General features: G+C 32.9%; 19 protein-coding genes. All 19 read left to right on the top strand.

Annotated elements, in window-relative coordinates:
* The first annotated feature begins 49 nt into the window (after window positions 1-49).
* The gene (locus O9307_RS12065; protein ID WP_298299651.1) at window positions 50-1087 is read left to right on the top strand and encodes a ferredoxin--NADP reductase; all 1038 of its coding nucleotides are present in this window, start codon (window positions 50-52) and stop codon (window positions 1085-1087) included.
* 115 nt (window positions 1088-1202) lie between these two features.
* Window positions 1203-1979, top strand: coding sequence for a glucose-1-phosphate cytidylyltransferase (gene rfbF, locus O9307_RS12060; RefSeq protein ID WP_298299648.1), 777 nt, complete (start codon window positions 1203-1205; stop codon window positions 1977-1979).
* A gap of 59 nt (window positions 1980-2038) precedes the next feature.
* Window positions 2039-3118, top strand: a complete 1080-nt coding sequence (gene rfbG / locus O9307_RS12055) for a CDP-glucose 4,6-dehydratase (RefSeq protein WP_298299644.1) — start codon at window positions 2039-2041, stop codon at window positions 3116-3118.
* Window positions 3111-3998: an NAD-dependent epimerase/dehydratase family protein gene (locus O9307_RS12050; protein WP_298299641.1), complete on the top strand. Its 888-nt coding sequence runs from the start codon at window positions 3111-3113 to the stop codon at window positions 3996-3998. The genes rfbG and O9307_RS12050 overlap by 8 nt, the downstream gene beginning before the upstream one ends.
* Before the next feature lie 16 nt (window positions 3999-4014).
* On the top strand, window positions 4015-5319 hold the full coding sequence (rfbH, locus tag O9307_RS12045; RefSeq protein ID WP_298299639.1) for a lipopolysaccharide biosynthesis protein RfbH: 1305 nt from the start codon (window positions 4015-4017) through the stop codon (window positions 5317-5319).
* 87 nt (window positions 5320-5406) lie between these two features.
* Window positions 5407-6381 (top strand): glycosyltransferase family 2 protein, encoded by a 975-nt coding sequence (locus tag O9307_RS12040; RefSeq protein WP_298299636.1) that lies wholly within the window; start codon window positions 5407-5409, stop codon window positions 6379-6381.
* A gap of 2 nt (window positions 6382-6383) precedes the next feature.
* Complete coding sequence (locus O9307_RS12035; protein ID WP_298299633.1) at window positions 6384-7382, top strand: glycosyltransferase; 999 nt, start codon at window positions 6384-6386, stop codon at window positions 7380-7382.
* 66 nt (window positions 7383-7448) lie between these two features.
* Window positions 7449-8693 (top strand): O-antigen polymerase, encoded by a 1245-nt coding sequence (locus O9307_RS12030; RefSeq protein ID WP_298299630.1) that lies wholly within the window; start codon window positions 7449-7451, stop codon window positions 8691-8693.
* 18 nt (window positions 8694-8711) lie between these two features.
* Entirely contained in the window at window positions 8712-9932 is a 1221-nt protein-coding gene (locus O9307_RS12025) for a hypothetical protein (RefSeq protein ID WP_298299627.1), read from the top strand.
* On the top strand, window positions 9922-11121 hold the full coding sequence (locus O9307_RS12020; RefSeq protein ID WP_298299624.1) for a glycosyltransferase: 1200 nt from the start codon (window positions 9922-9924) through the stop codon (window positions 11119-11121). The genes O9307_RS12025 and O9307_RS12020 overlap by 11 nt, the downstream gene beginning before the upstream one ends.
* A 2-nt stretch (window positions 11122-11123) precedes the next feature.
* Window positions 11124-12266: a glycosyltransferase gene (locus tag O9307_RS12015; RefSeq protein ID WP_298299621.1), complete on the top strand. Its 1143-nt coding sequence runs from the start codon at window positions 11124-11126 to the stop codon at window positions 12264-12266.
* A 116-nt stretch (window positions 12267-12382) separates the two neighbouring features.
* Window positions 12383-13531, top strand: coding sequence for a glycosyltransferase family 4 protein (locus O9307_RS12010; protein WP_298299618.1), 1149 nt, complete (start codon window positions 12383-12385; stop codon window positions 13529-13531).
* Window positions 13532-14428, top strand: a complete 897-nt coding sequence (locus O9307_RS12005; RefSeq protein WP_298299615.1) for an NAD-dependent epimerase/dehydratase family protein — start codon at window positions 13532-13534, stop codon at window positions 14426-14428. It abuts the gene before it with no gap.
* A 9-nt stretch (window positions 14429-14437) separates the two neighbouring features.
* Window positions 14438-15520 carry a mannose-1-phosphate guanylyltransferase gene (locus tag O9307_RS12000; protein WP_298299612.1) on the top strand — a complete coding sequence of 361 codons (1083 nt, stop codon included), beginning with the start codon at window positions 14438-14440 and terminating at the stop codon, window positions 15518-15520.
* A 925-nt stretch (window positions 15521-16445) separates the two neighbouring features.
* The gene (locus tag O9307_RS11995) at window positions 16446-17894 is read left to right on the top strand and encodes a Fic family protein (RefSeq protein WP_298299609.1); all 1449 of its coding nucleotides are present in this window, start codon (window positions 16446-16448) and stop codon (window positions 17892-17894) included.
* 209 nt (window positions 17895-18103) lie between these two features.
* Entirely contained in the window at window positions 18104-19048 is a 945-nt protein-coding gene (locus O9307_RS11990) for a UDP-GlcNAc--UDP-phosphate GlcNAc-1-phosphate transferase (protein ID WP_298299606.1), read from the top strand.
* Window positions 19049-19305: 257 nt separating this feature from the next.
* Window positions 19306-19767, top strand: coding sequence for a dTDP-4-dehydrorhamnose 3,5-epimerase family protein (locus O9307_RS11985; protein WP_298299603.1), 462 nt, complete (start codon window positions 19306-19308; stop codon window positions 19765-19767).
* Window positions 19768-20272: 505 nt separating this feature from the next.
* On the top strand, window positions 20273-21412 hold the full coding sequence (locus tag O9307_RS11980) for a DUF4143 domain-containing protein (protein WP_298299601.1): 1140 nt from the start codon (window positions 20273-20275) through the stop codon (window positions 21410-21412).
* Between the two features lie 797 nt (window positions 21413-22209).
* On the top strand, window positions 22210-22758 hold the full coding sequence (gene rfbC / locus O9307_RS11975; RefSeq protein ID WP_298299598.1) for a dTDP-4-dehydrorhamnose 3,5-epimerase: 549 nt from the start codon (window positions 22210-22212) through the stop codon (window positions 22756-22758).
* The last annotated feature ends 290 nt before the right edge of the window (window positions 22759-23048 follow it).

The raw sequence follows: 23048 nt of genomic DNA, 5'->3' as shown, positions 1-23048 counted from the left end.
AAGGGTATCCCTGTTTAGATTACTATTTTGGAATCTAGTTGAAAACAAAATGAAAAAATACACTTTAAAAGTTCAAGAAATTCGTCACGAAACAGCGGATGCGATTACCTTATGTTTCAAGCAACCGGGGTTGAAGAAAATTAAGTATCAAGCGGGTCAATATTTGACTTTGTCTTTTAGAATTAATGGCAGACGCTATAGTCGTCCGTATTCTTTTTCTTCAGCACCTACTGTAGATGGTTTATTAGAAACTACTATCAAGCGGGTTCCTAATGGTGTTTTTTCCAATTATGTAAATGATACTGTTCAAGTAGGTGATGTAGTAGAAGTTTTGGAACCTATGGGAGATTTTATTTATGCGCATGACACAACTACTCATGTATTGTATTTGTGGGGAGTGGGGAGTGGAATTACTCCTTTGTTTTCTATTTTAAAAGAGGTTTTGACTACGCAACCTTTAGTAAAAGTATGCCTTATTTATGGTAATAAAAGCGTTGATTCTACTATTTTTAAAATTGCATTGGAGGAATTTTTAGCGAAGTATTCGGATCGATTACAGGTATGGCATTTTTATACAAAACCAGAAATTAATACCCTAAATCCCTTTGTGCATAGCGGAAGAATTAACGCTGAGTTTATCATCAATTTACTTCAAGATAAAGATCTTACTAGCACCAAACATTATATTTGTGGCCCACTTGGGATGAAAGAAACGGTTAAGACTGTATTACAAACGCTACAATGTCCCGAAGACGCTATTTTTTCTGAAGATTTTGAATTGGTTAAAAATCCTAAAGACTTTGAAGAGATCATCACACAAAAAGTTATGGTCGCTTTTGAAAATGTATCGACTACACTTATTGTTGAAAAAGGAAAGAGTGTTTTAGAAGCCGCCTTGGATGCTGGGTTAGAGCTGCCTTATTCCTGTCAAACGGGGAGTTGTGATACTTGCAAAGCCACTTTGAAGACGGGCAGCATGCGTATGATTGGATTGACCAAAGAAAGACACGATTTAGAATCGAATGAATTTCTATTGTGTTGTAGCCATCCTTTGACTGAAGGTGTTTGTGTTGAGATAGCCCACTAAATCCGATGCGCTTGAGAAACACCGTCGGATCTAAAAACGAAAGAATAAAAAGAAAATAAAATTGTTTTGTTGGTTAAAACTTTAAACAACAAATCATTAACAACAAATAACAAGTATGAAAGTAGTCATTTTTGCAGGTGGTTTTGGAACGCGCCTGATGGAAGAAACGGAGGCAAGGCCTAAGCCGATGGTGGAAATAGGGGGTAAACCTATTTTATGGCATATTCTAAAAATGTATGAGCACTATGGGTATAATGACTTTGTGATTTGTTTGGGTTATAAAGCTACTTTCATTAAGGAATACTTTTATAATTATTATTTGCACAATTCTGATGTGACCATTGAATTGGCTAATAATAATATCAAGGTGCATTATTCTGAAACGGAATCTTTCAAAGTGACTTTGATTGATACAGGATTGCACACCAATACCGCAGGTCGTTTGAAACGCATCCAAAAATATGTAGAAGGAGAAACGTTTATGTTGACTTATGGCGATGGGGTTGCCGATGTCGATTTTAAAGCTTTATTGGACTTTCATCAATCACACGGTCGTTTAGCAACTTTGACTAGTGTGCAAATTCCGGGACGTTTTGGAAATTTAGACATTAATGCCGCTGGTGAAGTAGGGTATTTTGAAGAAAAACCGATGGGAGACGGGATGTGGATCAATGGTGGTTTCTTTGTGTTGGAACCAGGCATTTTTAAGTATTTGGAGGGAGATGTAACCGATGTGCAATGGGAAAAAGGGCCACTAGCCGCTATTGCTCAAGACAATCAGTTAGCAGCCTACAAACACCACGGATTTTGGAAATGTATGGATGCATTACGCGATCGTCATGAGTTAGAAGAATTATGGAGTTCAGGAAAAGCGATGTGGAAGACTTGGTAAGGAAGTTTAAGCGTTCAAAAGTTTAATTGTTCAAAAGTTACAAAAAAAAATAAAAAGTAATGTTCAATAAATTACAACAAACCTACCAAGGCAAAAAAGTGTTTCTAACCGGTCATACGGGGTTCAAAGGCGCTTGGATGTTAAAAACCTTGTCTCTTTTGGGAGCTGAAGTAAAAGGCTATGCTTTAGCACCTCAAACAGAAGATGATTTATATCATTTGATCGCTGGAGATACCCTTTGTACTTCAGTGATTGCTGATTTGCGTGATCAAAAGCGTTTGGAAGAAGAATTACTATCGTTTCAACCAGATTTTGTGTTTCATTTGGCGGCACAACCTTTGGTGCGTTTGTCTTATGAGATCCCTGCCGAAACTTTTATGGTCAATGCCATTGGTACAGCCCATGTTTTGGACGCTGTTCGTTTATTGGAAAAAAAGTGTGAAGTGGTTTTAATCACGACCGATAAAGTGTATCACAATAACGAATGGATTTATCCGTATAGAGAAAACGACAGATTGGGTGGTTATGATCCGTACAGCGCCAGCAAAGCCTGTACAGAATTGGTAATAGATTCGTATAGAAATTCTTTTTTCAATACTAAAACCTATACTACACACCAAAAAGCTATTGCGGTTGCTAGAGCGGGTAATGTGATTGGCGGTGGCGATTGGTCACAAGACAGGTTGATACCCGATATTGCCAAAGCATTTGCAGCTGAAAAAGCAGTGGTTATTCGAAATCCAAATTCCGTTAGACCTTGGCAACATGTTTTAGAACCGGTAATTGGCTATTTATTGTTGGGAGCGCATTTAGCAGTTGCACCTGTTCAGTTTAGTCAAGCTTACAATTTTGGACCCCATTTGTCTGATGCCCTCCCTGTGGCCGAAATGCTTAAACTAGCGATTGCAAGTTGGGGTAAAGGGGAATATGTTGTGGATCAAGTTGTAGGACAACCTCATGAAGCGGGATTGTTGAAATTGGATATTAGCAAAGCAATAAACGAATTAAAATGGCAGCCTAAAATGAATGCCCAACAAGCCGTGAGTATGACAATGGATTGGTATAGTGAATTTAACTCTAATAAAAATAACATTGTTGATTTTACTACAGCACAGATAAACAGTTTTTTGGATGAATAAAATTTTAATAACAGGAGCTACTGGTTTTTTAGGGAGTAAAATTTTAAAAAAATTAGTTGAAGATGATTATAATGTTGTTGCTTTAGTTAGAAAAACCTCAAACTTAAATAGGATTGAAAGTGTTAAAGGTGATTTCGATTTATTTTATTTTAATGAAAAATCAAATAATTTAAATGAGTTATTCGAAAATTACAAAATAGAAACAATAATTCATACTGCTACAGAATACGGTAGGAATGCAAAAACTTCTGAAGTTTTAAAGACAAATGTTATTTTTCCAATTCAATTGATAGAATTTGGTTTAGAAAGAGATCTTAAATTATTTATAAATTCAGACACTTTTTTTGGGAAGCCTGAATATTCGAATTCTGCCTATCTAAATCAGTATACAAATTCCAAAAAATATTTTTTAGATTATTTATTTTGTAAACGAGAAGGATTTAAGGCTGTTAATTTAAGATTAGAACATATCTTTGGCGAGTTTGATTCTGATAATAAATTTGTGACAGATGTTTTGCATAAGATGTTGAAATCAGAAAAGGAAGTTTTATTAACTGATGGATTGCAAAAAAGAGATTTTGTTTATGTCGAGGATGTTGTAAATGCTTATTTAAAAGTACTCAGAAATATTGACTCTATTGCCAATATTTCCGAGTTTGAAGTTGGAAGAGGTGAATCCGTATCTGTTCGCCAATTTGTCGAATTAATGGCTGAGCAAACTAAATCAAAATCAAAATTGTTTTTTGGTGGAATTTCAACTAGAAAAGGAGAAATACAAAATTCAGTTGCTAATATATTGCCTTTAAATGACTTAGGTTGGAAGCCAATTTATGATTTGAAAACAGCGATCAGAAAAATGATAGAATTAGAATTAAGATAAATATAATTTTTAGAATATGTTGAAAAATATACAAGACGCTTCACTACTAGATAGTTTGAAAACAATAGCAAAAGCGAAAACAACTCAGGTAATCATCGCAGGAGAGAATTATATTCCTGTTACCGGAAAGGTATTGGATGAAGAAGATGTATTAATGGGTGTAGATGCCGCCTTAGACGGTTGGCTCACAGCAGGTCGTTTTGCCAATACATTTGAGGAAGATTTTGCCAAGTATTTTGGGGCGCACAGAGCTTTATTAGTAAATTCTGGATCTTCTGCTAATTTGGTTGCTTTTTACGCTTTAACTTCTCCAAAATTAGGAGAACGTGCCATAAAGCCAGGTGACGAAGTGATTACGGTTGCAGCGGGTTTCCCAACAACAATAAATCCGATTATTCAATTTGGAGCAATCCCTGTTTTTATAGATGTGGATATTGCCACTCACAATGTGAAAGCGGAGATGATTGAGGCAGCAGTAAGCCTAAAAACAAAAGCCATTATGATTGCGCACTCTTTAGGAAATCCTTTTGATTTGGATGAGGTAATGCGTGTAGCAAAAAAATACAATCTTTGGGTAGTAGAAGATGATTGTGATTCTTTAGGGGCTACTTACAAAGGACAAAAAACCGGTACGTTTGGAGATATCTCAACTTTTTCATTCTATCCAGCACACCATATCACCATGGGTGAAGGTGGAGCTGTGTTGATAAACAATCCAGTATTGTCAAAATTAGCCGAAAGTTTTAGAGACTGGGGTAGAGATTGCTATTGCGAACCAGGAAAAGACAATACTTGTGGCTGTCGTTTTGATCAACAGTTAGGTACTTTGCCTTTTGGATATGATCATAAATATACCTATTCTCATATTGGTTTCAATTTGAAAGTGACCGATATGCAAGCCGCTTTTGGGGTTTCCCAAATTAAGAAAATTGACGGATTTGTGAAACAAAGAAGAGAGAACTATGCTGCTTTATACGAGCGCATGAAAGAGTTTGAAGAAGTGTTTATCCTTCCGGAACCAACTCCAAATTCAGAGCCCTCTTGGTTTGGTTTTTTGTTGACTTTGAGAGAGGGAGATGCGGCTGATCGTCACATGTTGGTGCAACATCTTGAAGAGAAAAAAATTGGAACCCGTTTATTGTTTGGTGGAAATTTGTTACGACAGCCTGCTTATGCCAATATGGAGCATAGAGTGGTGGGGGATTTGACCAATACAGATACCATTATGAATCAATCGTTTTGGTTGGGTGTTTGGCCGGGGTTGAACGAAACGCACTATGATTATATTGCGGATGTAATAAGAAATTATTTGGACCACTAAAATTTTGAATGAAATTAAACATTAGCATTGATAATTATTATGGTAATGTTTTTTTATTTAAAAATATAAATACCATCCCCAATTAGTATGGAAACCACCCTCACAATAGCAATACCAACATATAATAGGGCTGCTATTTTATCAGAAAATTTAAAATCGTTTTTAGGCAAGATCGATGATAAAATTCAAGTACTTGTAAGTGATAATTTTTCGAATGACGATACTGAAGAGGTATGTATTTCTTTAGTAAAAATTTATCCTAATTTTAAATATTTTAAGAATGAGAAAAATCTTGGATATGATGCAAATGTGTTAAATTCTTTGTTAAAATCGAATAGCAAATATGTTTGGTTCTTAAGTGACGATGATTTTGTAACTCCAGAGATTATAAATGAAATTTTTCACTATCTTAACGGTAATTCTCCTGCAGGTATTTTAGTTAATGCAATTGTTAAAGATAAAGATAGTGGATCTGTATTAATTGAAAGTTTAGGTATTACAAATAAGGACAAGAAAGAATTTTGTGATGACAATACCTTTCAGAAATATATTCAGTGGTCAACTTTAATCTCGTCTATAATAATTCAAAAGCAAAAAGTAGACTTGCAAATAGCAAAGAATTACATTGGGAGTTGTTTTATTCAATTATATATTTTTTGGGGATCATGTGCTAATGAACATATATATATATATGGTAGTAAAAAAATAGTTAAATATGATTCAGAGAAACCAAGTTTTAATTTGTCAAATTATGAGATTTGGTTTAAAAGCTGGATAAAAGTAATTAATTCTTTCAAAAGTATATATTCCGTCACAGCAATAAAAAATGCTTCAACTGGATTATATGTTCGGTCAAGATTTAATCAATCGGGAATATTGACTTACGTAATTTTGTGTAGAGCATATTCAATAATCAGTTTGAACGATTTATCTTTAATTTATTGTTCATTAAACTTAAGTATCTATCAAAAAATAATCATTTTTATTGTCTTATGTATACCTGCACAGTTTCTTCTATTATTAATTAATATATCAAAAAAAATAAAACTTTTATCAAGATAAGTATGAATAATATTACAATAACTGTTCTGGTTGGAAGAAATCAGGAAAACTTGTTAAGATTGTATGAGTCTATTAAATTGCTGACAATTGTGCCTTATGAGATTGTTTTAGTGATTGATAAAGCTAATTCAATAGAGTTTGATGAATCTAGTTTTTTATTGTCTGATGTCTCAGTTATATTTCTATATGTTGAAAATAAGAGACAACCTTACATGAGGAATTTAGGATTAAAACATGCGACTGGTAATTATGTTTGGTTTATTGATGACGATGTTACATTAAAAAATGATTCATTGTTTAATCTTTCTAAGCTAATAAATAATATAAAAAGCGACCAAAAAATTGGATGTATTGCTGGAAAAATAATCGAAGTAAAGGACTTTGTTAAAAACTTTAAAAAGCCTATTAATTTTACTTTTTTTAGGGGTTTTATAGGTGATTTTAGTATAGATAAAAAATCTTTAAACGAGAGGTATTTTAGTTTTATTGAAATTGGGACAGATAATTATCCAATAGTTCTTCATGCGCAAGGTACAAGCATGATTTTTAATAGAGAGATGCTTATGACAGTTAGTGGATTTGATGAAGATTTGGATTATGGATATTGTTCATTTGAGGATACTGATCCATGCTTAGCATTATTTAAGGAAAAACTTGTTACTATTTATGCAAGTGAGATTGAGCTTACACATCATAAATTGATTAGAATTGGGGGCATAACACGAGGATATGATAATTATACTTATCAATCATCTTTTATTCGTAATTTTATTATCGTAATGTATAAAAACAAATACCCAAGAAAGTATTTATGCTTTATTAATATCTCAGCTTTTATTTTTTTTCATTTTATAAGAATTCTAAAATATAATGGTTTTTTTAAAATCAAAAAAGGTTTTTTTAATGTTATGTATAATTCTACAAAGTCAGTTTTTTCAGGAGTACGACTTGGTTTAGCTACATTGTCAAAATCAACAAATAGAATTAATACTCAATTTTAGAAAAGTTTGATACCTTCCTATATTTATTTATTTATTAACTTTTTATTTATCTTATTGATTTTTAGGATGAGTAATAAAAAAGCTTTTATTGGTGTATTGAGTTTTGATATCTCTTTTTTCATAGGTATAGGTTTCTTTTTGTACTCTTTTCTTTATCTTTTGGAAAAAACTTTGAAAAGTCAATTTACAGATAACGTAAAGTTGTTTTCACTTGATGTGTCGATTGCTATTTTAGCTTTTTTGTTAGGAAATTTTTTCACTCAAATATTTATAAGAAATAAACTCACAACTTTTAATTATTTTGATTTGGGTAGTGATGATAAATTATTTAATAAAAAAAAAATAACTAATAAAAATGTAATTGTTGCAGTTCTTATATTAGCATTTTTATTGCAAATCTACATGAACATGATTTTTGGTGGTTGGGCGACCTATTTTACACAGGTTTATGGTGAGTTTAAAGCCGAAGGAATTAATTCGTTTACAGTTATTATACCCCTTTTATGTTCAAGTTTTGTTCTCTTTTTTAACAGTCCTTTTTTGGAATATTCCGATTTCTACAAAAAAATTGTGTTAGTTTTTTCTTTAATATTAATCATTATATTTTTGTTTGGTGGAAATCGAAATTTAGGAATGATGATCGCAATTTCTTTATTGTGGTCGAAATTTTTTCGAAAAAAATTCAATTTTTTCAAGTTAATTCCGATACTTTTTATTGGTTTAATTGTGACCTCTATAACAGCAATTGGGAGACAATATGGTTTGATAAATTATTTAGTTGGTAGTGTCTCAGTTCCATATGACGTTGTGATTGAGTATGTCTTATCAGTTTCAAATGGTGAATTTGGTACAATGGCTCGAGTTATGGATTTTAATAGAGAATTTAACTTTCATTTAAATACTTTTCCAGGATACTCATATTTCGTAGACCCAATTGTTACTTTGATTCCAACGGTTCTTTGGGAAAATCGACCTCATACTGTTGCTGTAGAATTTACTAAACAATATTGGGGCTCATTAGGTGAAGGTACAGAAGGATTAGGATTTTCTCCAATACTAGAAGCAAAGTTAAATTTTTCTTTTTTTTGGCCCTTAATTTTCATGTATATATCCTCCGTTTTAAAGTTTTTAGAACTATATGTATCATTAAAATCGAAAAACATTTACTATTATCTATTTGGATCAATTTCAGCTGTCTCATTAAACTTTTTTAGAATCGATTTTGCAATTACTTTCAAATTTGCTTTTTTAGTTTTTGTATTTGCACTTGTTTTCGATACGGTTTTTTCCAAAAGAATAGTAGAAGAATAAAAATACTTAATAAATTTAATGAAATTATATTTTTTTCAGTTTATAAATGCTAGTTCAGTAGTAATAAGAACCTTTTTAATATTATATTTTGGATCTTCTTCTTCTCTCGGAATTTATAGCTTATGTGTTTCTTCAATTTTACTTTTCTCATTCATACCTCAGTTAATTGTAAATAATCAAGGTTTACAGTTTGAATTAATGAAAATGAACTTAATTGATCAAGAAGAAATACTTAAAGCATTCGGTGTTATAATGTTTATTGTTAATTTTTCGCTACTTTTATTTTTTTATTTTTTTGAAAATTTAGTACAAATTGACAATATAAATCAAAATTTAGTGCTTCTCTCAATATTTGGGGCTTGTTTTGTATCAATAATTATTTCCATTTTTGATTTCAAAGCTATATCAAACAACAAATTAGGAATTCTATATTTAACAAATGCAACAAATTCTTTCTCAAGTGTATTATTTGCTTTTGTTGTTTTATTTTTTTTCAAAAAGGAAAAAATTATATTTCTTCCACTTCTTTCAACAATATTTCCTCTACTTATCTATTTGTTTTATTATCGTTTTAATCTGAGATTCATTTTGTTTTTTTATTTTAAAAAGACTTATTTGAAAAAAGCTTTTTCTTTGTTGAGGAGTACATGGATTATAAGTTTAGTGCCAATAGTTAATAATCTTATAGATTATTTGTTAAAATTTGCAATTTCAAAAATATCTGGATTTAGTATTTTAGGTTATTTTCAAACAATAGTTTCAATAGAATCATTGACGGGAAACATATTGTTAGGTCCTTTAAACAGAAAAATACTTTTTTCATACAGTACTAAAAGTACAAATGAGTATTCGACTTCAGTAATAGTAAAAAAATGTATTATACTTTCTTGCATTCCGATATTTTTTTTAGTGAGTTTATATCCAGTTAATTATTTTTATTTGATACCTAATAAATATTATTCTATTTTAAGTCTTATGATTTATATTTTATCTATCCGTATAATTTGGAATTTTTGGGGGGCTATTGGACAAATTTTGGTTTCAAGAAGAAGGTATAACTTTGTTTCGTTTGTGGAAATATCAAATAAATTTCTAATAGCTTCAATATTTATTATTTTTTTAAATTTTAGTGATTTTGGTATTTGGTCGTATTTAATTTCATTATGCCTTACAGCATGTTTTTTAATTTCGGTTTTATACTATATAAAAAGCAATAACCTTATTAATAATGAAAAATAAATCCTTATGTTTTTTAATGAAAGACTTACCATTAAATGAATATGATAGTGGTGTTTCTGTCATTGTAATTAATATTTTAAAAGAGAATAGAGATCATGATGTAAAAATTATTTATTTTGGAAATAAAAGTATTGAAGCGGAATTATTGTATCAAGATTTCTTAATAGAAGTGACTCATGTTCCACTTTCTACAAAAAAATATTCGTTTTTTGAAAAAATTAATGTATCTATTTTTTTTAAACCCTTTAATGCTATATATTTTCAATTCAATAAATTTTTGTTAAGAGAAATAAAGTCTGATTTTTTTTATTTTATTGGATTTGAAAGCGCTTTTTTAATGCCATTTTTTATAGATCAGAAAGAAAAATTAATTTTTTTTGAAATAGATTCATTATCCCTGTATTATAAAAGAGCCTTATTCCAAACAATTAATCCATTAAAAATTTTGTATTATACTAGTCAGTATGTTTTGGTAAATCGGTGCGAGAAATCATTTTATAAAATTGCTTCGAAGGTTTTATTTGTATCCAATGTTGATAAAATATTTTCAATTAAGCAAAATCTTAAAATTACGAACACTAAATTTATGGATATAAAACTTGGCGTAAGTACTCCATCACATACTAAATGTATAATTAATAACATTAATGCTCAATATAATATTTGTTTTACAGGAATTTTAGATTACAAGCCAAATTTGTTAGCAGCAGAATTTATTGTAGATAAATTAAGTAAAATTTTCTTACATAATAATTTTTCTGTAAAGTTTCATATAATTGGCCCATATAGCCAAAATACACTTAAAAAATTCAAGATATATAATCTTAGCAATGTTGTTTTTACAGGTTTTGTTGACGATATGGATAGTTATATGACATCAATGGATTTATTTATTTCTCCATTATTTATTGGCTCTGGCATGAAAAATAAAATTTTAAAAGCTATGAGTCTTGGCTTACCTATTGTTTGCTCTTCACTTTCAATCGATGGTATCGATGAAATGAAAAATAACGATAACTGTATTGTATGTTATTCGAATGATTCTAATGAATGGTACACTAAAATTATTGATCTTTTAAGTGATCATGATAGAATGAAGGAATTTTCAAATAAAACAAAAGATATTATTAATAAATCATATAGCTGGAAATCCATTACTAATGATTTTTTTAATAAAACTATACATTAGATATGAAATTTAAAAAGAAATCAGTACATATAATTACAGGTCTAGGTCAAGGAGGGGCAGAAAGTATTTTAAGCAAATTAGTTGTGAAACTAAAAGATGAAAATGCAGATTACAAACAAATAGTTATTTCTTTAACTTCGCTTGATTATCATACTGAAAAAATTAGGTTATCTGGTGTTGAGGTGCATCATGTTAATATGAAAGGACTTTTAGATCTTAAATCTTTTCATCGATTATACAAATTGGTTAAAAAAATTAATCCCGATGTTGTTTTTACATGGATGTATCATGCTAATTTAATTGGAGGATTTGTTTCAAAGTTTTTTTTTAGAAAAAAAGTGATTTGGAATATTCATCATGCATATGTTGATTCTGATAGCTTGAGATTTCCAACTAGAGTTATTGCTTATCTCTGTTCTTTTTTTTCGTATTTAATTCCTGAAAAGATTATTTTTTGTTCATCAAAAGGACTAATTAATCATTGCAAAATTTATTATTCGAAATCCAAATGTATTGTTGTTTATAATGGGTATGACGAAAATATTTATAAACCTAATAAAGATCAACGTAGTAATTTAAGAAATAAATTTGGTGTTAACGATAATGAATTGATTATTGGATTAGTGGCAAGATGGCATCCTGTAAAAGATCATTACAATTTTATAGATGCAATAGATATAGTACTGAATAAATGTCAGAGTAATTTTAGAATCATTATGGTTGGAGAAGGAGTTGATGAGTCAAATTTGGAACTTGTTAATTATTTAAAGAAATCCAATTTATTAGATAGCTTTATTTTGTATGGTATGTCTGATAACGTATCCGAAATATATAATATGATTGATATTAATGTGTTGTCTAGTAAAGCAGAAGCATTCCCTAATTCTTTGGCAGAATCTATGTTATGCGGAACGCCTTGTGTATCAACAAATGTGGGAGATGCCAGTGTTATTATTGATAAATTTGGATGGGTTTGCAATCCTTTAAATTCCCTTGATTTATCTAATTCAATAATAAAATCAATTGAATTTATAAAACTTAACGGGAAAGACAATATTGGGGCTCTTTCAAGAGATTTTGTTTCTAAAAAATTTAATTCGAAAATAATGTTAGATCAATTTAATGCTTTGTTAAAAGTAGATTAAGTTAAATAGAAATATTCGTTTAGGTTTTTAGGTTAATTTGAGAATTACAATAAGGAGAAAAAATTTTTTTAAAGTTCTTCGGTTTGTCTAATATATTTAAAGAGAAATAAAGAATAATGAGCGAAAAAAAAATATTACATGTTATAACTGTCTCATTTGTTATAAATCATTTTTTTGGAGAACAGTTTTTGTACTTGAAAAAAAAAAGCGGTAATGAATATTATTTAGCATGTAGTTCTTCTAAAGAACTTACAGAGTTTTCTAAAAAATTAGGGTATGTTCCATTAGAAGTTGAGATTACAAGAGAAATAAGTCCGTTAAAAGATTTAAAAGCAATATATGAAATCTATAATCATATAAAAAAAAATGGGATAGATATAGTAGTGGGGCATACACCCAAAGGGGGTATGATTGCAATGATTGCATCGTTTTTAGCAGGCGCATCAGAAAGGATATATTTTAGACACGGAATTATTTATGAAACCAGTAAAGGATTTAGAAAGCAGATTCTTAAAAATATAGAACGTCTTACGGGTTTTTTTGCCAAAACTATAATTTGTGTAAGTTATTCAGTTAAAGAAATCAGTGAAAAAGATAATTTGAATAAGGCAAATAAAAATGTAATTTTAGGTTTGGGAACCTGCAATGGTATTGATACAGAAGGAAGATTTAATCCTAAAAATAAAAATAGACATGAGATTGAGGAGTTAGCTCAAAATTACAATATTTCACTTGAAGATAAAGTCGTTGGTTATGTTGGACGTTTAGTAAAAGATAAGGGGATTGATGATCTCATTTTGGCTTGGAAAATTGTCAAAGACAAGTTTCCTAATGCAAAATTGTTATTAGTGGGGCCAATAGAAGAAAGAGATGCTATTTCTGAATATTCAAAAAATCAGATACAAACAGATTCTTCAATTATATTCACAGATTTTGTAGTAGATGCATCAATTTACTTTTCAATTATGGACATTTTCGTGTTGCCTACGTATAGAGAAGGATTTTCGACCGTTTCCTTGGAAGCCTCATCAATGAAATTACCAGTACTTATAACTAAGGCTACTGGTTGTAAAGAATCAATTATAGAAAATCAAAGTGGGCTTTTTATTTCAAATGAACCATTAGATATCGCAGAAAAAATTTTCTATTATTTCGAAAATGAACATGTGATGAAAGAACATGGAATGAAAGGAAGGATATTTGTTCAGGAGAATTTTGAACAGACTAAAATTTGGGATTTAATCTCTAACCAGTTAAAATTATAAATGTTAAAAATTACTATAACAGGAGGAACAGGTTTTGTTGGGACAAATTTGAAAGATTATCTCATAGATGATAATCGGATTGACTTTTTGAGTGTTCGATTTATGGAAAATCAGTTAATTACAATTGATTCAGATGCTGTCATTCATCTTGCTGGTAAAGCTCATGACTTAAAAAAAGTTTCACAGCCCAAAGATTATTATGAGGCTAATTTTGAATTAACCAAACAATTGTTTGATGCTTTTTTAGTATCAAAAACTACTGTTTTTATTTTTATGAGTACTGTTAAAGCAGTTGCAGATAAAGTAGAAGGAATTTTAACAGAAGATAGCATTCCAATGCCCAAAACCCATTATGGTATTGCCAAACATCAAGCAGAGGAATATATTTTCAGTAAAGAATTACCCAAAGGTAAAAGAGTTTATGTATTGCGACCTTGCATGATTCACGGCCCTGGGAACAAAGGGAATCTTAACTTACTCTATAAATTAGTTTCTAAGGGCTTACCTTGGCCATTGGGCGCTTTTGAGAATCAACGATCTTTTTTGAGCATTGAAAATCTTTGTTTTGTGATTAAGGAGCTTTTAGAAAATGAAACTATTCCTTCTGGAGTGTATAATGTAGCTGACAATAATTCTTTGTCCACTAACGAATTGATACAAATACTTGGAGAAAGTTTAGGTAAGCCTGCAAAGCACTGGAGGATATCTCAAAATATAATTAGATCCATAGCTACAGTCGGGGATATATTGCCTTTGCCACTAAATTCAGAACAATTGCAAAAGTTAACTGAAAGTTATGTAGTGAGTAATGAAAAAATAGTAAAAGCGATTGGTAAAGCATTACCTGTTGCCGCTAGAGATGGATTGAGGAAGACTTTCGATTCTTTTAAAAACTAATTAAACATAATGACTCAAAATAACAGTTATGTCCTGATTATGGCAGGTGGTGTGGGAAGTCGGTTTTGGCCAAAGAGTAGGAATCACTTTCCGAAACAATTTATTGATATTTTAGGGACAGGGCAATCGTTGTTACAAATGACCTATGCCCGTTTTTTGGAGTTATGCCCTAAAGAAAATATTTATGTACTAAGTAATCAAGACTATAAAGCCCTGGTGCTAGAGCAATTGGATGGGATTACAGAATGTAATATTCTTTTAGAGCCTAGTCGTAATAACACGGCGCCTTGTATCGCTTATGCTACGTATAAGATTTTGCAGCAGAATCCAGAGGCGAATATAGTCGTAGCTCCTTCTGATCATTTGATTTTGAAAGAAGCAGCGTTTTTGGATAAAGTTGCACAAGCATTAGACTATACTTCAAAAAATAAAGCCTTGTTGACCTTAGGAATCAGTCCTACAAGACCTGATACGGGTTATGGGTACATTCATTATGAACAGGAATCGGAAGTAGGAGTACACGCCGTGAGTCGTTTTATGGAAAAGCCAGTTCTCGAAAAAGCGATGGAATACCTAGCAAGTGGGGATTATTTGTGGAATGCCGGAATTTTTATTTGGAGTGGGCAAAATATCCAAAGAGCCTTTCAAATGTATGCACCTCAAATAGCGAGTTTGTTTGAAAAAGGCAACTCGGTTTATAATACACCAGCTGAGGTTGGGTTCATACAAGAGAATTATCCTAACAGTCCGAATATTTCTATTGACTACGCCATACTGGAAAAAGCTACGAATGTCTATACTATTCCTGCCGATATCGGTTGGAGTGATTTGGGGACCTGGGCTTCTTTGCACGAGGTGTTGCCCAAAGACGCATTAAACAACTCTACGAGTATTGATCATTTGCATGTAGAAGGAACTTCCAATTGTATCATACATTTGCCTAAAGGAAAAGCCGCCGTCATTAAAGGGCTGGAGGATTTTATTATTGTAGATGATGAAAAAATACTGTTGATTTATCCAAAAGGGAGCGAACAAGAAATCAAAGGAGTGGCTGGTGAGATGGTTCGTACTTTTGGAGAGGAGTATTTGTAGGTTCTCGATATGATTTGAAAAGCAATCGCATTTCAAATCTACTCGAACTGACCCCTCGATAAAAACTCGGGGCAGGCTTTAGGGGAAAGCCAGACGATCTTAAAAGCATAAGCGTCAGTTCGAGTGATTTTAGGAAAATGCGGTTAGCTTTTTCATAAAATTGTATCGAGAACGTTTGGGTACAGAAAATGTTCTCGATATAATTTGAAAAGCAATCGCATTTCAAATCTACTCGAACTGACCCTTCGATAAAAACTCGGGGCAGGCTCTAATCGCACAATCGTCAGTTCGAGTGATTTTAGGACAATGCGGTTAGCTTTTTTATAAAATTGTATCGAGAACGTTTGGGTGCAGAAAATGTTCTCGATATAATTTGAAAAGCAATCGCATTTCTAATCTACTCGAACTGACCCCTCGATAAAAACTTGGGAGGCTCTAATCGCACAATCGTCAGTTCGAGTGATTTTAGGAAAATGCGATAGCTTTTTCATAAAATTGTATCGAGAACGTTTTGTTGAGGAGAAGGGTTCTCGATACATTTTAATTTCCATCGCTATCGCGAGGCAATTAAAACACTCGAACTGACGCTAGGAGGTATCGAGAACGTTTTGTTGAAGAGAAGGGTTCTCGATACATTTTCTATACCCTTGCTATCGCAGGGCATAGAAAAACACTCGAACTGACGGACAGGTGTTGAGAACGTTTGGGTGAAGAGAAGGGTTTTCGATACATTTTAATAGCCTTTGAACAATTTGGTTGCCGCTTGGGTTTCGCTGGCGCGTTTGTTTTTTTTATTTTGATTTTAGGGAGTTACCTTATGTGCGGCTTATTAAAAACGAAACCTATTAGTTTGAATGGCTCCGGGGACTAATGGGAATAAGACGGAGTATAGATAAAACAAATAAGGATTTGAGCGAATAACGATATGAACAAAACGGAATTCATAGACAAACTCACGGAACTCGAATGGGAAGATTTCGAAGTAAAAGAAGCCAAATCAGAGGTGCCTAAATCATCTTGGGAAACCGTTAGTGCATTTGCTAATTCATCGGGAGGTTGGCTTGTTTTTGGGGTGAAACAATCCGGTAAAGCTTTCGAAATTCAAGGGGTAACCCATCCTGAAAAAATAGAACAGGATTTTCTGAATACTATTAGGAGTGAAAAATTCAATGTCAATTTAGCACCCCAATCCATAAAATATACTTTTGAAGACAAGATTGTTCTTGCTTTTTATATACCGGCCTCAAGTAAGAAGCCTGTTTACTTTAACGTACAAGCCAATACCTATTTACGAAGAGGAAGTGCTGATAATAAAGCTACTAAAGAAGAGATTGATGCAATGTATCGCGACCAAACTTTTGGAACGAAAACTTCTGAAATTGCAAAAGGAACCAGTAGAAGTGATCTCAATACTACTTCTTTAGTGCGCTATCGTGATTATATGGCGCGATTCAATCCCAATGTTGGTTATAATCGTTTTGATGAGGATGAGTTTTTGAAAAAATTGCGAATCATTGAGGATTCTAGTTGTACTTATGGTGGGTTATTGCTATTAGGTAAAAGAGATGTTATTGAAAAATACTTTCCCGATTTCCGAATCGATTTATTGGAAATCCCAGGTAATTCCTATACAGATGCACAATCTCGTTATACTTATCGTTTGGATGAACAAGAAAATTTATGGGAGTATTATTTTGAGTGTTTTGCCAGATTGAAATCCAAAGTTGATGTTACATTCAAACTTTCATCAGAAGGTTTTGGAGAAGAGCTTTCTACAGGTTTAACCGCAATCAGAGAGGCCTTGGTGAATTTATTAATGCACGCCGATTATTTTTCTCCAGCGCATTCTAGAATCCGTATTTTTAGTAATACAATTGAATTTTTCAATCCGGGAGGGTTACCAAAATCCATCAAAGAATTGAAAGCTAAAGATCTTTCTATGCCTCGAAATCCGATCATTTCTAAACTTTTCAGAATGGTAAAACTGGCTGAAAATGCTGGTTTTGGTTTTGATAAAATGGAATCCAATTGGTTTGATTATAATCGAAGCCTACCGGAGTACCATTTGGATTTTGATTCCGTAGCGACCACTTTTTATTTAGATTCAAATACTACAACCGAACAAGTAACCGAACAAGTAACCGAACAAGTACAGGTACTGATTCAGTTTATGGATGAAGGGCGTTATACTACTGCTGAATTAAGAAGGATGGTGGGTATAGTACATAAGCCTACTTTCTTATACAATTACTTACAGCCATCTTTAGCATTACAGTTGATTGAAATGACGCAGCCTGATCGTCCCAACAGTCCAACGCAACGCTATTTCTTAACTAAGAAGGGAATTGATTTAAAAAAAAGCTTCCCGATATGAAATAAAAAGTTGTCGTTTATCCCCCCAGACCTCGAAGGGGAACTGTGGAAGTGTAAAGATTCTCGATATGAAATAAGAGTTAAGTTGCTTAATTTATGAGTAAAAGTTTAAAGTTTAAGGTTGTTTAAAGGTTTGAGATTGAAAGATTTTACGAATTTAGTTTTTTACTAATCACTAATTATTTTTAAATAACAAAATTATTTATTGGAATGTTATACATCGTATTTTTTTTCGTTCTGCTCTTGGCGGAACTTTTTTATTTTAAAATAGCGGATCGGTTTAATATTATCGACAAGCCTAATTTGCGCTCATCGCATACTCAAATTACCTTACGTGGTGGTGGGATTTTGTTTCCTATAGCGGTGCTGCTTGGTTTTGGGATGGGGTATGTGAGTTGGGCTTTGGCTTTGGCTGTTTTGTTGGTGGCTGTGGTTAGTTTTGTGGATGACATACGTCCTTTGTCGCAATTGCCGCGTTTGCTAGCGCATCTGTTGGCGATTGGTTTGGTGTTGTATGATCTAGAAATAGTGGTTTTAGGTTGGTGGTGGTTGCCAGTAGTGGCGATTTTGTTAATCGGGTGGACCAATGCGTTCAATTTTATGGATGGCATCAATGGGATTACTGTCTTGTATGCTTTGGTGAGCCTCGTTGCTTTTCGCTATGCGCCAACATTGGCCGGTGATATTTCCATGCTCGAGCTAATGGGATTAGCCTGTTTGGTGTTTGCCTTTTTTAATTTGCGCAAACGCGCTAAAACTTTTGCAGGAGATGTAGGCAGTGTGGCAATGGCTTTGTTTTTGGGGTATTATATGGTCAAATTGATTAGTACTACGCAAGAAATAGGCTATTTGTTATTCTTTGCTGTGTATGGTATCGATGCGGTACTAACCATCTTCAATCGCTTGCGCAAAAAAGAGAATATTTTAGAAGCGCACCGTTCTCACTTGTATCAATATCTAGCTAATGAAAAGCGATTGCCGCATGTGGGGGTGGCATTGGGATATGCTGTGGTGCAGTTAGGGGTTAATTTGCTTACAGTATATTTACTCGAAAAACAACTCATGACTATTGGTGTTTTTGTGTTGGTGTTAGGGGTGATGACTGGGGTGTATTTGGGGATAAGGTATTGGGCAACGAAGGAGGTTAGAAAATAGAAGGTAGAGGGTAGAAGTTTAAGGTTTAAAAGTTTAAGGTTGTTTAAAGGCTTAAGGTTTAAGGTTTAAAGTTTAGCCGCGAAGTTCGCAAAGAGGAAATTAAAACATATAAGTCATTTTAGTTTTTTTATATAGCGGGTGTTTTTTGGACTATGTGAAGCATTGAAAGGCATATAAGATATAGGTTAGAAGATGGAAGACAGTAAATACTAACTAAACAAGTTCAGTTAGAAGTTAAAAAAATATAAGAATATAAGATGGAAGCAAATGTAAAACATCCTAGACTAATAGAAGGAGGTATACACATAGATCACCGAGGACAAATTTCATTTGTGAATGGGATGGTCTTTGACGAGATTGTACGGTTTTATATTATTAGTAATTCCGAGGAGCAACCTTTGCGAGCTTGGCAGGGACATAAAATAGACAACAAGTATTTTTATTGTGTGCAAGGTTCGATTAGAGTGCATTTTGTCAAAGTGGACAACTGGGAATCCCCTTCGAAAGACCTTCCTGTGGAAAGTGTCTTACTTTCGGCCAATGAAAGTAAAGTCCTTCACCTACCTGAAGGCTACGCTAACGCCATTGAGTCTTTGGAACCGGGCTCTAAATTGATTTCTTTTTCGACTTTGCCTTTGGATCGAACGCATGAGGATGATGTGCGATTTTCGATGGAGATGTGGGAGATTGAAGCTAAATTGAAAAGATTGAAAAATTGAGAAGATTAAAAAGATGGTGGTGAGTGAATTACCGGAAATTCTCAAATTCTTTTTGAAAAGATTATGGGTAGGATGCCTATGAATACGCGAATTTTTTTTGAACCCTTTCTGAGTTTTTGACTCTGAAAGGGTTTTTTTGTTTGTTGTTTTTGGTTTTTGGTTTGTTGTTTTTGGTTTGTTGTTTTTGGTTTAAAAGTTTAGGGTTTAAGCGCGAAGTTCGCAGGGGCTGGGGAGGTTGTTTGTTGTTCATGGTTTGTTGTTTGAGGTTAACTGCGAGGGCGTAAAGGGTGATTGTTGTTTATGTTAAATGCTTTACTCATGGAGTTCTTGAAATACGAATCGGCAGTTCGAGAGGTTTTTAGGAAATGTAGTGGTTAAATTTTTTTTTATGTGTTTAATAATGAGTGGTTTGTTATTAATATTCTATATTTGTACTTTGGATAATCATGATTTTATAAAGTAGTGGTTTGAATTATTATGTTTTTTGTTGTTTTAAAAAGAAAAAATGTTAGTACGAAAACAGATTTTAGAGGGAGCTGCAGAAGAGAGTCTATTTCTATGGGGTGCTCGACAAACGGGTAAAAGCACTTTGTTAAAAAACTTATTTCCAGATGCCTTATGGTTTGACTTATTACAGTCGGATGTGTTTGAACGGTTTCAAAAAAGACCTGTTCAGTTTAGAGAAACGATACTAGCTACCGCTAGTGGGACGGTGGTGGTGGTTGATGAAATTCAAAAAATCCCTGCCTTGCTCGATGAGATTCATTGGCTTATGGTTAATCATTCTGTTCGTTTTGTGCTGAGTGGTTCTAGTCCGAGAAAAATTATTCGATCAGGAGCCAATTTACTCGGGAGGCGAGCGCTTCATTATGAATTGTATCCCTTAATTTATGCTGAAATCCCTAATTTTGACTTACTGCGAGGGTTGAATAATGGATTGCTGCCGAGGCATTATTTATCGGAGCATCCCAAAAAAATGCTTTCTGATTATATTGGTAATTATTTGAGAGACGAGATTATTGCTGAGGCAAAAATTAGAAATATTGGCGCTTTTACAAAATTTTTAGAAGCCGCTGCGTTTTCTAACGGAGAAATGGTTAACTATACGAATATAGCCTCCGATTGTGGCGTGAGTGCTATTACTATAAAGGAATATTTTCAAATTCTGGAAGATACTTTAATTGGTCGTTTTGTTCCATCCTTTCAAAAGAAGCCCAAACGTAGGGTCATTTTAGCCCCTAAATTTTATTATTTCGATATTGGAATTGCTAATTATTTGCTAAAAAGAGGAACAATAGAAATGGGTAGCGAAGCATTTGGTAGTGCTTTTGAACATTTTATATATCATGAATTGTATGCCCATAGTAACTATTCAGAGGGTAATTATACTATTTCTTATTGGAGAACTACTTCGCAAATAGAAGTGGATTTTATTTTAGGGGATCATGAGGTAGCGATTGAAGTAAAAGGAACAGATAATGTGCAATTACGGCACTTGAAAGGATTGAAAAGTTTCTCAGAGGAGTATGAAGTGAAAAAATTACTGGTGGTTAGTAACGATCCATTTGAAAGAGTAGTGGGCAATGTTACCGTTTTGCCTTGGCGTATTTTTTTGCAAAGACTCTGGGAAGGGGATATTATCTGAAGATGGTGAGTTGAGCTTACCGAAAATTAGCAAATCTCTCGAATAAATGTGATTATGTGATTCTCGCAAAGACGCAGAGGCGCAAGGCGTGGTTTGGGAAATGGTCGCGAATTACGGAATTCCAATTTTTAAAATTTTAAATTCTAAGTTTTAACAGCAAGGGAAAATATGGAATCTATAAATCTTTGTGAAACTTAGTGACTTCTTTGTGTTTCTTTGTGGTGAAAATTTAGCCGCAGATGCACAGATTATTTTTTTTAAAATTTAGTGGGGAATGGGACGCGGATGTTGACGGATGAGGCAGATGGTCGCGGATTTTTTTGAAAAGATGGTGGATGGGAATTACCACGAATTACTTCGTTTGTTCGCTATCGCTCGAGTCGCTAATTTCAAGGATTTTGAGTTGTCGGGTGGGCTTTATGAGGAGCTGATGGATGGTATTTTATACCCTTTCTGAGTTTTAGACTCTGAAAGGGTTTTTTGCGTCACGAATTGCGTTGGATTTTTGTAGTATTTCGCCTCATAAGTGAGCTGAAAACTTGCCTTTTTAAGGTATTAAGGCTCCTCGTGTGTGTTCCTAATGCTATTCATCAGACTATCACTATCCCAGTCAAGAAATCTTTAATTAAGTAATCTATTCAACAATTAACCGATTAACCGTAAACTATAAACCACGAACCATAAACAATTAACTGTAAGTTATAAGCTATAAACCACAAACCACAAACCAATTAACCCATTAACCAATATACCCCAAAACCTCTTCCACTTCTAAAATAAAGATATAAATTTGCAGCATGAATAAAGAAGAAACATTTATTAAAGATTTAGTAGTCCTTTCCCCCGATGTTTTTGAAGATACTCGCGGGTATTTTTTTGAAGGGTATAATAAAAATAAGTTTAGTACCCTAGGCATCGACATTGATTTTGTACAAGACAATCAGTCGTTTTCCCAAAGGGGGACTTTGAGAGGGTTGCATTATCAGAATCCGCCGTATGCGCAAACCAAGTTGGTTCGAGTATTGCAAGGGGAAATTATGGACATTACAGTTGATTTACGAAAAGATTCGCCTACTTACGGACAGCATTTTGGCATTAAATTAACGGCTGAAAACAAAAAACAATTGTTAGTGCCTCAAGGATTTGCTCATGGCTTTTCGGTCTTGAGTGACACAGCGGTGGTGTTGTATAAATGCGATCAGTTTTATAATAAAGCCAGTGAGGGTGGGATTCGTTTTGATGATCCTACGTTGCAAATTGATTGGGGAATGGATTTGAAGGATGCGATTGTATCTGATAAAGATTTGGTTTTGCCTGGTATTGCGGATTGTAATAGTGAGTTTTAGGTTACTTGTTTAAGGTTGTTTAAAAGTTTAATGGTTTAACCGCAAAGCTCGCAAAGGGTTACGCAAGGTGCGCAAAGATTGATTTTGGGGTATAATTGGTTTTCAGTTTTCAGTTTTCGGTTTTAAGTTATGAGTTATCAGTTATGAGTTTGTACTTCCCTAATTAGAGTTGACCGTTTTTTAATTGTTTATCTTTCATTTTAGTCTTTTGGCTAAAACGGGAAATAACTTTTGGGCTTAATTAAAAAGCCGAAAAAAGTTATTCTCGTTTTATGCCACGTTATATTTTC

Origin of the sequence: Flavobacterium sp., from assembly GCF_027531905.1 — a bacterium.
Classification (GTDB): domain Bacteria; phylum Bacteroidota; class Bacteroidia; order Flavobacteriales; family Flavobacteriaceae; genus Flavobacterium.
Note: the sequence above shows the minus strand (reverse complement) of the source record. Positions and strands in the feature narration are given on the sequence as shown.